The sequence below is a fragment of the Methylobacterium sp. OAE515 genome (genome assembly GCF_041806315.1).
Classification (GTDB): Bacteria; Pseudomonadota; Alphaproteobacteria; order Rhizobiales; family Beijerinckiaceae; genus Methylobacterium; species Methylobacterium tardum.
This window is the reverse complement of record NZ_JBGMUV010000001.1, coordinates 5,515,194-5,529,245: the sequence shown is the minus strand read 5'-3', so window position 1 is coordinate 5,529,245 and position 14,052 is coordinate 5,515,194. Positions and strand designations below refer to the sequence as shown.

The following is a 14,052-nucleotide window of genomic DNA, read 5'->3' as shown; positions in this document are numbered from 1 at the left end:
CGCAGCCTTCGCCGTCTCAGTTTCGAGGATATCTACTCTGCCGCGACGAACTTCGCAGCACCGTCCCGGCTGGGTTGATTTCAGGACAGCATCCGCGTGTCACCGTCGATCGAGATCGCCTGACCCGAGATGGTCCGGCCGCGGGGTGAGCAGAGCAGCAAGGTCTGGTCGGCGAGTTGCCGCGCGGTGACGTATTCCTTGACGGACACGAACGAGAAGGCGCGCGCCTCCATCTCGTCGAAGCTCGTGCCCTGCTGCTGCGCCTTCGATTCGAGCACCCGCCGCTGGCGGTCGCCGGCGACGAGCCCGGGCAGGATCGCGTTCACCCGGATTCCGGAGCTGCCGAGCTCGATCGCGAGCGATTTGGTGAAGCCGATGACGCCCCACTTGGCCGCCGCGTACGGGCTACGCAGGGCGAAGCCGAATTTTCCCGCGGCCGAGGACAGGTTGACGATCGAGGCGTTCGCGCTCTGCCGGAGATGCGGCACCGCGAGGCGCGCGCAGTTGAACTGGCTCGTCAGGCAGACCGTCAGGCACCGGTCCCATTCCTCGGGAGCAATCTCTTCGACCCGTCCGGTCGGCCCGGCGATGCCGGCATTGTTGACCAGCACGTCGAGGCCGCCGAGGAAGTCGACGGCTTGATCCATCATCGCGGCCACCGCGTCGCGATCGGCCACGTCGGTCCGCGTGCGGCCGACCGCGTCCGGCAGGCTGTTCAGGGCCTCCGCGTCGATGTCGCACGCGAAGACGCGTGCGCCTTCCTCCTGGAAGGCGTCGACGATCCCGCGCCCGATCCCGGCAGCGCCCGCCGTCACCAGGACGCGCAGGCCGGCAATCCCCAGATCCATGATCACTCCTCTCCCTGATGGTCTCGCAATCCGCCGCGTGACAGGATGAAGTCGGCGGCCTCGCGGATATCCGCCGCGATGGCGGCTGCGGCCGCGGCGCTGTCGCGAATCTCGATAGCCGCCAGAGCCTCGGCGTGCCGCCGGAGCGCGAAGCCCTGGAGCAGCCGTTCCGGATGGGCACGCAGATCCAGGTTGATCACCGGGCCGGCCTTCAGCCAGAGCCGGGCGATGATCTCCTGCAGCGGTGCGAGGCCGCAGGCACCGTAGATCGCGAAGTGCAGGACGCGGTTGAGCTGGACAGCGCGGGTTCGGTCCGGATGCGCGGCCTCGGCCTCCATCCGGAACGCCGCCTCGGCCTGCCGGATCGCCGCGAGATCACCGGCCGAGCGCCGCTCCGCGGCGCGCGCCACGGCAATGCCCTCGACCGCGATGCGTGTCTCGGCCAGCGCCCGGAAAGCCGCGGCGCTCATGACCGGCACCCGGATCACCCGGTTCGGCGCCACCTCCAGCACGCCGTCGGCCGCCAGACGGCTCACCGCCTCGCGCACCGGCATCACCGAGACCCCAAGCGCCGCCGCGCTCTGGCGCAGGGACAGCCGCTCGCCCGGCGCCAGTCGACCGGAGGCGAGCAGGTCCGAGAGCGCCTCGTAGACCGTGTCGGACAGGGTCCGCCGCTCGAGCTGTGGAAGTTCGGCCAGTGCCGAAATGGAACTCATGTGCCGACACTAGACGGAACCGGCACTATCGCGCTAGTGATCTGTGATCACAGTTTGGGTGAGGGCCGGCAGAGCCCATCGAAAAAGCCCGGCTGGAGGAAACGTACGGGAGCGGAACGATGACGGACCGGTTCGGGGATTCCCTTTCTCGCCGCAGCCTTCTCAGAGCTGGTGGCGCTGCTCTCCTCGCGCCGGCCCTTGCGAGCCCGGCGCTGTCCCAGGGCCAATCCGACGTCATCCGCATAGGCCACCTGACGCCGCGCACCGGCTTCCTCGGACCGCTCGGCGAGTTCGCCGTTCAGGCCGCCCAGCTGGCGGTCGAGGAGATCAACGCCGCGGGCGGCATCGCCGGCCGGAAGGTCGAGCTGCTCTCGGAGGACAGCGTCAATCCGCAGACCGCATCGGCCAAGGCCGAGCGCATGGTCCAGCGCGACCGCGTTGCGTGCCTCGTCGGCGAGATCAACTCCGCCTCGGCGCTGGCGATCAGCCAGGTGGCCCAGCGCGAGAAGATCCTGTTCATCAACACCGGCGCCAACTCGGACGCGCTGCGCGGCTCCGACTGCAAGCGCTTCATGTTCCACGTCGAATCGCAGAACACCATGATGGTGCGCGCCTGCGGCCGCGCGCTCCTCGACCGGGGGCTGATCAAGGGCCGGAAGGTCTACGCGCTCACCGCCGACTACGCCTTCGGGCACGATCTGCTGAAGCAGGCCAAGAAGTACTTTGCCGCCCACGACGCGAACGTCGTCGGCGAGGACCTGATCCCCACCGAGCTGACCGACTTCTCGCCCTTCCTGCTGAAGCTCCGTCAGGCAAAACCGGACCTCGTGATCTGCAACCTCGCGGGCGCGCAGATCACCAACTTCCTGAAGCAGTACAGCGAGTTCGGCCTCCCGTTCCCGGTCGCCGGCTTCGGTTTCGACACCGCACTCGCCTGGGGCGCCGGGCCCGGCAACTTCCTCGGCACGTGGCCGGTGATCTGGCATCACCAGATCGACTCGCCCTCGGCCAAGAAATTCGTGGCGGCCTTCAAGGCCAAGTACAAGAAGCCTCCGGAGAACCAGGGCTGGGGCGACTACACGGCGATGAAGATCGTCGCCCAGTCGATGAACGAGCTGAAATCGACCGAGTCGATCAAGGTCGTGGAGCACCTCGAATCGGGCGCCAAGTTCGACATCGCCAAGGTTCGCGAGGGTTATTTCCGCCCCTGGGACCACGAGCTGATGCAGGAGATGTTCGCGATCACCGCCCTGCCGGCGGATCAGGTCAAGAACCCCTACGACATCTTCTCCTCGACCGGTCCGCTGCCGGGGCCGGGCGAGAGCCTGGAAGTGCTCGCCACGACCCGCGACGAGAACGCCTGCACCTTCCCGGCGTGAGGCGTCCATGCAGCTCGTCTTCATCCTGGAGCAGGTGCTCAACGGCCTGCTGATCGGCGTGCAATACCTGCTGATCGCGCTCGGCCTGTCGCTGATCTTCAGCCTCGGCGGGATCGTGAACCTCGCCCATGGCGCCTTCTACGCCATCGGCGCCTACCTGACCGTGCTGCTGACGCCGACGATCGGCTTCGGCGGCGCCCTCGTCGCCTCGCCGTTGGTCGTCGGCGTGCTCGGCCTCCTGATCGAACGCTTCCTGCTCCGGCGCTTCTACCGGGGCGACCCGACGCTCGGCCTGCTCCTCACCTTCGGGCTCGCCATGGTGGCCGAGCAGGCCCTGCGCATGGCGTTCGGGGCGGCGCCGGTGCCGTTCGGGATCCCGACATGGCTGCGCGGGCAGGTCTTCATCGGCGACCTGATCTACTCGCGCTACCGGCTCTCGATCCTCGTGGTGGCCCTCGCCTGCGTCGCCGGCCTGTGGCTCCTCCTCACGCGGACCAGCTTCGGGCGGGTGGTCCGGGCGGGCGTGCAGAACCCCGACATGGTCGCGGCGCTGGGCATCTCGCTCCGTCCGTACATGACCGCGGTCGTGACGATCGCGGTCGGGCTCGCGGCGCTGGCCGGGACCATGATGGCCCCGGTCACCGGCGTCCATCCGGCCATGGGCGCCGAGATCCTCACCTTCGCCTTCGTGGTGGTGGTGATCGGCGGCCTCGGGTCGTTCTGGGGGGTGGTGCTCGCCGCCCTGATCGTCGGCGTGGTCCGGGGCCTGACCGCCTACGCCTACCCGCCGGCCACCGAGGCCGCCGTCTACGGTCTCATGGTGCTGGTCCTGCTGCTGCGCCCGCGCGGTCTGTTCGGCGAGCACATCGCCCGGTTCGAGTGAGCGGAGAGCGTCCCATGTCCGGAACCGCCGAGCCGCTGCCGCTCGCCCTGCCGCAGCGCGGCCTGATCCTGCGCGAGAGCCGCCAGCTCTGGGCGGCGCTCGCCGCCCTGATCGTCCTGCCCTTCGCCCTGGACGCGATCGGCCTGACCCTGATCACCGCCACCGACGTGGTGATCTTCGCCCTGGCGGTGCTCGGGCTCAACATCCTGGTCGGCTGGACCGGGCTCACCTCCTTCGGCCACGGGGCGTGGTTCGGGATCGGCGCCTACGCGGTGGCGATCCTCCAGACGCGGCTGTTCCCCGGCGACATGGCACTGCCGCTGCTGGGTGCGCTGGCGATCACCGGGCTGGCCGCCCTGGTGGCCGGCGGCCTGATCCTGCGGCGGCGCGGGGTCTACTTCTCGCTCCTCACGCTCGCCTTCACGGCGATGCTCTACGCCATCGCGTTCCGCTGGACGGACCTCACCGGCGGCGAGAACGGCATCGGCAACCTGCACCGCTGGGAGGCGCTGCAGGAGCCCGGAGCCTATTACGCCGCGGTGTCGGGGATCGCCTTCATGGTGCTTATCGCGCTCTGGCGCTTCCGCCGCTCGCCGATGGGGTCCGTCCTGGTGGCGATCCGCGAGAACGAGCAGCGCGCCGGCTTTCTCGGCTACGCCACCAACCGCTACAAGCTCGCGGCCTTCGTGATCTCGGCAACGATCACCGGCCTTGCCGGGGCGCTCTCGGCCTACAGCCACCGCTTCACCTCGGCCGACCCGATCTCCATCGCCTTCTCGGGCGAGCTGCTCGCCATGGTGGTGATCGGCGGGATGCGCTCCTTCCTCGGGCCGGCGCTCGGCGCCCTGTTCTACATCCTGTTCCGCGAGTTCCTGTCGATCTACACCGCCGACTGGCTGCTGTATTTCGGCCTGCTGTTCGTCGCCTTCATCGTGTTCTCGCCGGACGGGCTCGTCGGCATCGCGGCGCGGCTGCTGAAGCCGTTCCGGCGCGTGCCCGCCGAGGGCGCGGCCATGTCGGCCCGCCGCGCCGGCGCCTCGGGCCGGGTTCCGGCCCGGTTCATCGCGGAGGGTCGCACCGACGGGCCGGTGCTGATCGCCGACGCCATCAAGAAGAACTTCGGCCCAGTCGCGGCGGTGCGGGGCGTGTCGTTCGCGGTGGCCGATCGGACGCTCCACGCCCTGATCGGCCCGAACGGGGCCGGCAAGACCACGGCCTTCAACCTGCTCTCCGGCATGTTCCGGCCGAGCGCGGGCAGCATCCGCCTCGACGGCCACGAGATCGCCGGGCTGGAGCCGCATGCGATCACCCGGGCCGGCCTCGGCCGCTCGTTCCAGATCACCAACCTGTTCCCCGGCCTGTCGGTGGAGGAGAATGTCCGCCTCGCCGTCCAGGCGCGGCACAACGCGCATTTCAGCCCCTGGCGTGATGCGCTGGCGATCCGCGAGATTGCCGACGACACGGCCGAGCTGCTGCGCTGGACCGGTCTCTCCGGCATCGAGCGGGCGGAGGCCGGCAGCCTGTCCTACGGCGGTCAGCGCCTGCTTGACATGGGTCTGGCTCTGGCCACGCGGCCCCGCGTCCTGCTCCTCGACGAGCCGCTCGCCGGACTCGCGGCGGCCGAGCGCGAGCGGGTCGGCGACCTGATCAAGGCGCTCTCGGCCGACATCCCGGTGCTGCTGGTCGAGCACGACATCGACCGCGTGTTCCGCCTCGCCGACCGCGTCACCGTGATGGCCGACGGCGCCGTGCTGGTCGACGGCTCGGTGGCGGATGCGCGCGACGACGCGCGCGTGCAGGCCGTCTATCTCGGTTCGGGGACGGCGGCGATCGCCGCGAAGCCGCGCGCCAGCGCGGCCGAGGCCGAGACGCTGCTGGCCATGGAGGGCGTCGACACCTTCTATGGCAAGTCGCACATCCTCAACGGCGTGAACCTCGCGGTGCGCCGGGGTGAGGTCGTGGCCCTGCTCGGACGCAACGGCGCCGGCAAATCGACGCTGCTCAAGACGCTGATCGGCACCGCGCCGCCGGCCGCCGGCCGCATCGTGCTCGGCGGCAAGGACATCGCCGGCCTGTCGCCCGACCGGATCGCCCGGCTCGGCATCGGCTACGTGCCGCAGGGCCGGGCGCTGTTCGCCGGGATGAGCGTCGCCGAGAATCTCGGTCTTGGCCGGCTTCGGCGGCTCACCGGCGCCGGGATACACTGGGACGAGGACAAGGTGCTGGAGTTCTTCCCCCGACTGAAGGAGCGCTGGACCGTGGACGCCGCGCGCTTGTCCGGGGGCGAGCAGCAGATGGTGGCGGTGGCGCGCGCGCTCTCGGGCGATACGCGGCTCCTCCTTCTCGACGAGCCCTTCGAGGGCCTGTCGCCGGCCGTGACCGAGGAGCTGTTCGAAGCCTTCGACCGCCTGCGCCGCGAGATCGCGATCATCCTGGTGGACCATCACCTCGACCTCGCCCTCGCGCTCTCCGACCGCACCGTCGCGCTGGAGCGCGGTAGCGTGCAGTGGACCGGCGAATCGCGCCTCCTGCGCGAAGATCAGGAGTTGCGGCGGAAGGTGTTGTGGCTGTGACCAGATATTACCGTCGCACTCGGCACCTTCGATCGACCCACCTCAGGATGTGGACGAGGGTCGAACCGTCCGGTCAGCACAGAAGGATCCAGCCATGACCGAATCCGTCGCGATCGTCGGCGCCGGCCTGATCGGCCGGGCCTGGGCGATGATCTTCGCCCGCGCCGGGTGGGACGTGCGTCTGTTCGATGCCGCCGCAGGCGTCGCCGAGGCCGCGGTGCCGCTCTGCGCCGAGGGCCTGCGGACCCTGGCGGCGAACGGCCTCTGCCCCGACCCGGAAGGTGCCGCGCGACGCATTCGCGCCGCCGGGAACCTCGCCGACGCCCTCGACGGGGTCGCGTTCGTACAGGAGAACGGCCCAGAGCGGCTCGACGTGAAGCAGAGCCTGTTCGCCGAGCTCGATGCTCTGGCGCCGCCTGACGCGGTTATCGCCTCCTCGTCGTCGGCGATCCGCTGCTCGCTGTTCACCGAGGGTCTAGCCGGCCGGTCGCGCTGCCTGATCGGCCATCCGGTGAACCCGCCGCACCTGATCCCGCTGGTCGAGATTTCCGGGGCGCCGTGGACGGACGCGGCGGTGCTGGACCGGGCCCGGACCACGTACGAAGCCATTGGCCAAGTGCCGATCACCGTGCTGAAGGAGATCGAGGGCTTCATCCTCAATCGCCTCCAGGGCGCCCTCCTGGCGGAGGCGTTCCGCCTTGCCTCGGAGGGCTACGTGACCCCGCAGGATCTCGATAAGACCGTCTCGGACGGCCTGGGCCTGCGCTGGAGCTTCATGGGACCGTTCGAGACCATCGAGCTGAACGCGCCCGGCGGTATCGCCGATTACTGCGAGCGCTATACCGGCTTCTACAAGAACCTCGCCGCCGATCCGGCACCGCCGAGCGTTTACGAGGCGCCGGCCACCGAGGCGATCCTGGCGAACTGGCAGGCGCCTGCCGACTTGCCCGCCCGCATGAACCGTCGCGATGTGCGGCTCGCAGCCCTGCGGGCCCACAAGGCTTCACAGAAGGACTGAGCATGGCCTCACAGCGGAAAGTCATCATCACCTGCGCGGTGACGGGCGCGATCCATACGCCCAGCATGTCGCCGCACCTGCCGGTGACACCCGAGGAGATCGCCGACGCCGCCATCGGCGCTGCCGAGGCAGGCGCGGCCATCGTGCACCTGCACGCCCGCAACCCGGAGAACGGCCAGCCCGACCAGACGCCCGAGGCCTTCGCCAAGTTCCTGCCGGTGATCAAGCAGCGCTCGAACTGCGTGGTGAACATCACCACCGGCGGCGCGCCGACCATGTCGATCGAGGAACGCGTCCGCCCGGCCGCGACCTTCCAGCCGGAAGTCGCCTCGCTGAATCTCGGCTCGATGAATTTCGGCCTGTTCGGCATGCTCGACCGCTTCAAGGACCTGAAGCATCAGTGGGAGCGGGACTATCTCGGCAACAAGGACATCATCTTCCGCAATACGTTCGGCCAGATCGAGCACATCCTGACGACCTGCGGACCGAACGGGACGAAGTTCGAATTCGAGTGCTACGACACCGCGCATCTCTACAATCTCAAATACTTCTTCGACCGCGGCCTCGTGCAGGCGCCGCTGTTCATTCAGACGGTGTTCGGCCTCCAGGGGGGCATCGGGGCGCATCCGGACGACGTGATGCACATGAAGCGCACCGCCGACCGGCTCTTCGGTGACCAGTATCGCTGGTCGGTGCTGGGAGCGGGCCGCAACCAGATGAACATCGCCGCCATGGCAGCCGCGATGGGCGGCAACGTCCGGGTCGGCCTGGAGGACAGCCTCTGGGACGGGCCGGGCAAGCTCGCCGAGACCAACGCCGCGCAGGTCCGCCGCGTGCGCTCGATCATCGAGGGCTTGGGCCTCGCCGTCGCCTCGCCCGACGAGGCGCGCGAGATCCTGTCGCTGAAAGGCGGCGACAAGGTCGCATTCTAAGGGCGGTCACGCTTTCTCACGGTCGACCGAACACCCTGTCCAGATCTGCCTGCGCGAGGCCGTCGATCTCCAGGATCTTCAGACGGCTCTGGTCGCCGGTGACGATGCGGACCGAGCCGCGGCTGACCTTCAGCGCCTTGGCGATCAGGGCCACGAGCGCCACGTTCGCGGCCCCGTCCACCGGCGGGGCCGTGACCCGGGCCTTCAGGTAGGCTTGGCCCGTCTCGTCGCGGGCCCAACCCTCCGCGGCATCGCGGCCACCGCGCGGCGTGAGGCGCACCGCCAGCCGGATCGCCACCGCACACGTCTCAGAAGATTTTCCCGGGGTTCAGGCGGTTGTCCGGGTCGAGCGCCCGCTTCACGAGCCGCATGACGGCGATCTCCTCGGGGGAGCGCGACAGCTTCAGCTTGGCCCGCTTCTCGAGGCCGATCCCGTGCTCCGCCGAGACGGAGCCGTTCAGCGCCGCCAGAGGCTCGTAGATCGCCGCGTCGATGGCCGCGTTGCCGGCGGCGTCGAGGCGGGTCGTGTTCCAGTGCAGGTTGTTGTCGCCAATATGCCCGTAGACGACGGCCCGGCAGCCCGGGATCGTGGCGAGCCGGTCGAGCGCCCAGCGGACGTAGCCGTCCATCTTCGCCAGGGGCACGCTGACGTCGAAGGCGCGCTCGATCCCGTCGGCGTTGAGGTGCTCCACGCGGTCGCGGATGCGCCACATGCCCCGGCGCTGCTCCTCCGAAGAAGCGATCGCCGCGTCGAGGATCGTACCCTCGCCCATCAGGCCCTCGAGCAACCCGAGGAACCGGTCGGCTTCCTCGGAGACGCACTCGACCTCGATGATCGCGTAAAACGGGTAATCGTGGCCGAGGGGCGGCGTCGCGCGCCCGGGCGCCGTCATCAGCCGGTAGAAGTCGGGCCACAGCCCCTCGAAGGAGGAGACGCGTCCCTGGAAGGTGCTCTGGGCCGCCCGCAGCACCCGCGCCCCGTCGTCCACGCCCGGGCAGGCGATCAGCGCGGTTGCGTAGCCCGCCGGTTCCGGACGCAGCCGCAGCACCGCACGCGTGACGATGCCCAACGTGCCCTCGGTGCCGACGAAGAGCTGCTTCAGGTCGAGGCCGGTATTGTTCTTGATCAGCGGGCGCATGGACGACACCACCGTGCCGTCGGCGAGCACCGCTTCCAGGCCCAGAATCATCTCGCGCATCATGCCGTAGCGCAGCACCCGCAGGCCGCCGGCATTGGTGGAGATCGCGCCGCCGATTGTCGCCGAGCCGCGGGCGCCGAGGTCAAGGGGGAAGAACAGGCCGCTCGAAGCGGCGGCATCCTGCACGCTCTCGATGGTGGCGCCGGTGCCGACCACAACCGTCATGCCAAGTGTGTCGACCGGCTCGATCCCGGTCATGCGTTCGGTCGAGAGTGTGATCTCGTCGGGCGCGCAGAGCGTGCCGTCGACGAGACCGGTAGCACCACCCCGCGGCACCACGGAAACGCCCGCCGCGTGGCAGGCCGCCAGGACCGCGCTGGTCTCGGCGGTGTCGCGCGGACGGACCAGCGCGAGGGCCGCGCAGGGCTCGGTCGGCCGCGTCCAGTTGGCCGAGCGTCCGCGCAGCTCGTCGCCGGTGACGAGGCCGGACGATCCGACGATCGCGGCGAGGCGGTCGAGGAGGCGGGCATCGGTCATCGGCATCATCTCGGCGGGATCGGGTTCGGTCTCGGGCGGCACGGCGGCCGACGCTCTGTCACAGTATCCCGCGCGCCGCGAGGTTGCGCATCAGCGCGCGGGCGCCGAACGTCCAGGGCTCGCAGGCGTCGCACGGGCGCATGCGGTTGACCAAGCTGCCGAGTTCTGGGCTCGCCACCACGACCCGGTCGCCCTCGGCGTGGGTGAAGCCCAGGCCCGGCCCGTGCCGGTCCTGGATCGGCGCGAACATCGTGCCCAGGAGGAGGAGGGCGCCGTCCGGGTAATTGTGCGTGCGGCCCATGAGCGCCTCCGCCAGCTCCTCCGGGTCACGGCTGATCTCGGAAAGCGGCGAGGTTCCCTCCAGCCGGAACCCGTCCGTGCCGACGACTTCCAGGGTGACCGTGGTGCGGCGCACGTCGTCGAGCCCGAACGTGTCGTCGAACAGCCGCAGGAACGGCCCGAGAGCGCAGGAGGCGTTGTTGTCCTTGGCCTTGCCGAGGAGCAGCGCCGACCGGCCCTCGAAGTCGCGCAGGTTGACGTCGTTGGCGAGCGTCGCGCCGACGATACGCTGGTCGGACGTCACGGCCAGAGCCACTTCCGGCTCCGGGTTGTTCCAGTGCGAGTCCGGGTGGAGACCCGCATCCGCGCCGCAGCCCACCGCCGAGAGCGGCTGGGCCTTGGTGAAGATCTCGGCATCCGGGCCGATGCCGACTTCCAGATACTGGCTCCACGCGCCCTGCGCGACCAGCACGTCCTTGAGCGCCATGGCTTCCGGCGAGCCTGGCTTCAGCCGGCGCAGGTCGCGGCCGACCAAGCGCTCGACCTCGGCGCGGATCGCCGCGGCGGCGGCGAGGTCGCCGCGGGCGCGCTCCTCGATCACCCGCTCCAGCATGGATGTGGCGAAGGTCACGCCCGCGGCTTTCAGGGCCTGCAGGTCCACCGGCGCGAGGAGCCAGGGTCGGGCCGGGTCGCGCCCATCGGGCGGGGTGTTGGCCAGGACCGCGTCGAGGCTGCCGAGATCCGCACCCTCGGTCGCCCGTAAGGCAGCGCCGGGATCGCGGGCCTCGCACAGGTCGCTGATGGTCGGGAAGGTGGCAGTAACGTCGATGACCCGCGCCTCACCCGCCGCATCGGCGCGGATTGCCACGACACTCGGGCCCGAGACGTCCGGCCGCCATACGCGGCCCACGAGGGCTCCCCGGCATCCATCGGCGGGCAGAATCGCCTGCGCGGTCAGACCCGATGACGTCATGCGCTTCATTCCCCTGAATGTTTGCCCGCGGCGCGCCCGAGTCCGGAGGCCGGGGTGCCGCTCGGGCGGCCACGCGCGACGCTCCGGAACCGTCTCTCCGGCATTGAGGCCGGCGCGGCGATCCATAGCATTTCACGTCGTCCGTCATCCCATCGCGTGTTTCACCGCGACGGCCTCGTCACCCGCTCCCAGCGCATAGCCTGACAGATCGAAGATTATCTGCAGCTTTGCCGTGGCACCCGCTTGCTTTCCTTCGAACCCTCATTTGTACTGAAGCTCTAGAGCCGCCGTCAGAGTGGCCGATATCGGGAGGAAGCATGGCCTCGGTGGGAATCCGCGAGGTTCGCAAGGCTTTCGGATCGACGAATGTCCTGCACGGTGTGTCCGTGGATATCCGGGACGGCGAATTCGTGATCCTGGTCGGCCCGTCGGGCTGCGGGAAATCGACCCTGCTGCGGATGATTGCCGGCCTCGAGAATATCTCCGGAGGTGAGATCCGTATCGGGGAGCGCGTCGTGAACGATGTTCCGCCGAAGGAGCGGGACATCGCCATGGTGTTCCAGAACTACGCGCTCTATCCACATCTCACAGTGCGCGAGAACATGGCGTTCTCGATGCGCATTCGGAAGGCGGCCGCCTCGGAGATCGACCTCCGGGTCAACAAGGCCGCGCAGATCCTCGGACTCTCACACCTGCTCGACCGCTACCCGCGGCAGCTCTCCGGTGGCCAGCGGCAGCGCGTCGCCATGGGCCGCGCCATCGTGCGCGATCCGCAGGTGTTCCTCTTCGACGAGCCACTCTCGAACCTCGATGCCAAGCTGCGCGTGGCCATGCGCACCGAGATCAAGGAGCTGCACCAGCGGCTGAAGACGACGACCATCTACGTCACCCACGACCAGATCGAGGCCATGACAATGGCCGACCGGATCGTGGTGATGCACGACGGCGTGGTCGAGCAGATTGGTCCGCCGCTGGATCTCTACGACCGACCCGACAACCTGTTCGTCGCGGGCTTCATCGGGTCGCCGGCGATGAACTTCATATCTGGGACGATTCGCCGGAACGGCCATCTGGTCTTCGTCAGCGATACGGGCTTGACGATCCCCTTGGATGCGGCGCCGGCAGGGGTGGATGGGCGGCCGCTCATCCTGGGCATCCGGCCCGAGCATTTCGACCTCGCGCCGGAAGGCATCGCCGCCGAGGTGGTGGTGGTCGAGCCGACCGGCTCGGAGACCATGCTGGCGGTGCGAGCCGCGGGCCAGGACCTCACCTGCGTCCTGCGCGAGCGCGTCAGCGAGCGACCCGGCGAGACCGTGTTCGTGCGTCCGAACCGGGTACACGTTTTCGACGCCGAGACCGGCCGCCGTCTGCCGGACTGACCTCGCCATACCGCACCAGCAGGCGGAGGCTTCGCGCCTCCGCGGTACTCGATCCTCGAGGGAGTAGCACCCGATGTCTGGTCTCGATCGCCGTTCCCTCCTCACCGGCGCCGCCGCTGCAGGTCTCGCCGTCGGCGGTGACCTGCTGGGCTTCGCTAAGGCCTGGGCGCAGACCGCCGAGTGGAAGCCGGAGCCCGGCGCCAGCCTGTCGCTCCTGCGTTGGAAGCGCTTCGTGCCGAGCGAGGAGGAGGCCTTCCTGAAGATGGTCGACGCCTTCACCCAGGCGACGGGCGTCAAGATCACGGTCAGCAACGAATCCTACGACGACATCCAGCCGAAGGCGTCCGTCGCGGCCAATACTGGGCAAGGCCCCGACATGGTCTGGGGCCTGTTCTCGTTCCCGGCGCTATTTCCCGACAAGTGCGTGCCGCTGGAAGATGTCGCGGCTTCGCTCGCTAAGAAATACGGACCCTGGTTCCCGTCCGCGGAAGCCTACGGCAAGGTCAAGGGCAACTGGATCGCGATCCCCGTCTCGTTCAACGGCGGCTACCCGAACTACCGCATCTCGGCGATGAAGAAGGCGGGCTTCGACAAGTTCCCGACTGACACGGCCGGCTTCCTCGAACTGTGCCGGGGCCTGAAGAAGAACAACACGCCGGCCGGCTTCGCCCTGGGCCACGCCACCGGCGACGGCAACACGTGGTGCCACTGGGCGCTCTGGTCCCATGGCGGCAATCTCGTCGACGCCAACGAGAAGATCGTCATCAACTCGCCGGAGACCGCCAAGGCGCTCGAATATGTGAAGTCTTTGTACGAGACCTTCGTACCCGGCACGGTCTCGTGGAACGATTCCTCCAACAACAAGGCGTTCCTGGCCGGCGACCTGTACCTCACCAACAACGGCATCTCGATCTACGCGGCGGCCAAGAAGGACAACCCGAAGCTCGCCGAGGACATGGACCATGCGGTCTGGCCGGTCGGCCCCGTCGGCAAGCCGACAGAGTTCCAGCTTGCCTATCCGATCCTGGCCTTCAAGTACTCGAAGGCGCCCAATGCCTGTAAGGCCTTCATCGCCTTCATGATGGAGGCGTCGAACTACAATCCGTGGCTCGAAGCTGCGCAGGGCTACCTGTGCGAGCCACTGTCGAACTATCCGAAGAACCCGATCTGGACGAGCGACCCGAAGAATGCGGTCTTCGCCGAGGCGGGACGGCGCTCTCTCGCCGCCGGCGGACTCGCGCCGGTGAGCGAGCGCATCGCCGCGGTGCTTGCCGACTTCGTGATCGTCGACATGTTCGCGAGCCACTGCACGGGCCGCGAGGACGTGAAGGGCGCGATCAAGAACGCCGAGCGCGCGGCCACGCGCATCTTCCGGAACACCTGAGCCGGGAGCAGA

Annotated in this window: 12 protein-coding genes; 7 read left to right on the top strand and 5 right to left on the bottom strand. The window is 68.9% G+C overall.

The annotated features are described in order from the left end of the window. Nucleotides 1-80: 80 nt before the first annotated feature. Together ABIE45_RS26935 and ABIE45_RS26930 are read right to left on the bottom strand one after the other, a co-directional pair. Nucleotides 81-848: an SDR family oxidoreductase gene (locus ABIE45_RS26935; RefSeq protein ID WP_192707588.1), complete on the bottom strand. Its 768-nt coding sequence runs from the start codon at nt 846-848 to the stop codon at nt 81-83. Between the two features lie 2 nt (nt 849-850). Further along, a complete protein-coding gene (locus tag ABIE45_RS26930) occupies nt 851-1,564 on the bottom strand; it encodes a GntR family transcriptional regulator (protein WP_192707589.1) in 714 nt (237 codons plus the stop codon). A 119-nt stretch (nt 1,565-1,683) separates the two neighbouring features. On the opposite strand from ABIE45_RS26930, the gene ABIE45_RS26925 reads away from it, so the two are divergent. The 5 genes from ABIE45_RS26925 to ABIE45_RS26905 all read left to right on the top strand — a co-directional run bounded on the left by ABIE45_RS26925 (nt 1,684) and on the right by ABIE45_RS26905 (nt 8,349). Next, nucleotides 1,684-2,943, top strand: a complete 1,260-nt coding sequence (locus ABIE45_RS26925; RefSeq protein ID WP_192707590.1) for an ABC transporter substrate-binding protein — start codon at nt 1,684-1,686, stop codon at nt 2,941-2,943. 7 nt (nt 2,944-2,950) lie between these two features. Continuing rightward, nucleotides 2,951-3,826 carry a branched-chain amino acid ABC transporter permease gene (locus ABIE45_RS26920; protein ID WP_192707591.1) on the top strand — a complete coding sequence of 292 codons (876 nt, stop codon included), beginning with the start codon at nt 2,951-2,953 and terminating at the stop codon, nt 3,824-3,826. A 14-nt stretch (nt 3,827-3,840) separates the two neighbouring features. Next, entirely contained in the window at nt 3,841-6,399 is a 2,559-nt protein-coding gene (locus ABIE45_RS26915; RefSeq protein WP_192707592.1) for a branched-chain amino acid ABC transporter ATP-binding protein/permease, read from the top strand. 94 nt (nt 6,400-6,493) lie between these two features. Next, nucleotides 6,494-7,417, top strand: coding sequence for a 3-hydroxyacyl-CoA dehydrogenase (locus tag ABIE45_RS26910; protein WP_192707593.1), 924 nt, complete (start codon nt 6,494-6,496; stop codon nt 7,415-7,417). A 2-nt stretch (nt 7,418-7,419) separates the two neighbouring features. Next, nucleotides 7,420-8,349, top strand: a complete 930-nt coding sequence (locus ABIE45_RS26905; RefSeq protein ID WP_192707594.1) for a 3-keto-5-aminohexanoate cleavage protein — start codon at nt 7,420-7,422, stop codon at nt 8,347-8,349. A 16-nt stretch (nt 8,350-8,365) separates the two neighbouring features. Here the strand turns inward: ABIE45_RS26905 and ABIE45_RS26900 are convergent, their stop codons facing one another. The 3 genes from ABIE45_RS26900 to ABIE45_RS26890 are packed head-to-tail and all read right to left on the bottom strand — an operon-like array spanning nt 8,366 to nt 11,277. Beyond that, on the bottom strand, nt 8,366-8,647 hold the full coding sequence (locus ABIE45_RS26900; protein ID WP_192707595.1) for a DUF167 family protein: 282 nt from the start codon (nt 8,645-8,647) through the stop codon (nt 8,366-8,368). Between the two features lie 10 nt (nt 8,648-8,657). Further along, on the bottom strand, nt 8,658-10,067 hold the full coding sequence (locus ABIE45_RS26895; RefSeq protein WP_373622700.1) for an FAD-binding oxidoreductase: 1,410 nt from the start codon (nt 10,065-10,067) through the stop codon (nt 8,658-8,660). Nucleotides 10,068-10,083: 16 nt separating this feature from the next. Further along, entirely contained in the window at nt 10,084-11,277 is a 1,194-nt protein-coding gene (locus tag ABIE45_RS26890) for a fumarylacetoacetate hydrolase family protein (protein WP_192707596.1), read from the bottom strand. Nucleotides 11,278-11,594: 317 nt separating this feature from the next. Here ABIE45_RS26890 and ABIE45_RS26885 point away from each other — a divergent pair, with 317 nt between their 5' ends. Next, nucleotides 11,595-12,656 carry a sn-glycerol-3-phosphate ABC transporter ATP-binding protein UgpC gene (locus ABIE45_RS26885; RefSeq protein WP_192707597.1) on the top strand — a complete coding sequence of 354 codons (1,062 nt, stop codon included), beginning with the start codon at nt 11,595-11,597 and terminating at the stop codon, nt 12,654-12,656. Nucleotides 12,657-12,729: 73 nt separating this feature from the next. Further along, on the top strand, nt 12,730-14,040 hold the full coding sequence (locus tag ABIE45_RS26880) for an extracellular solute-binding protein (protein ID WP_192707598.1): 1,311 nt from the start codon (nt 12,730-12,732) through the stop codon (nt 14,038-14,040). The last annotated feature ends 12 nt before the right edge of the window (nt 14,041-14,052 follow it).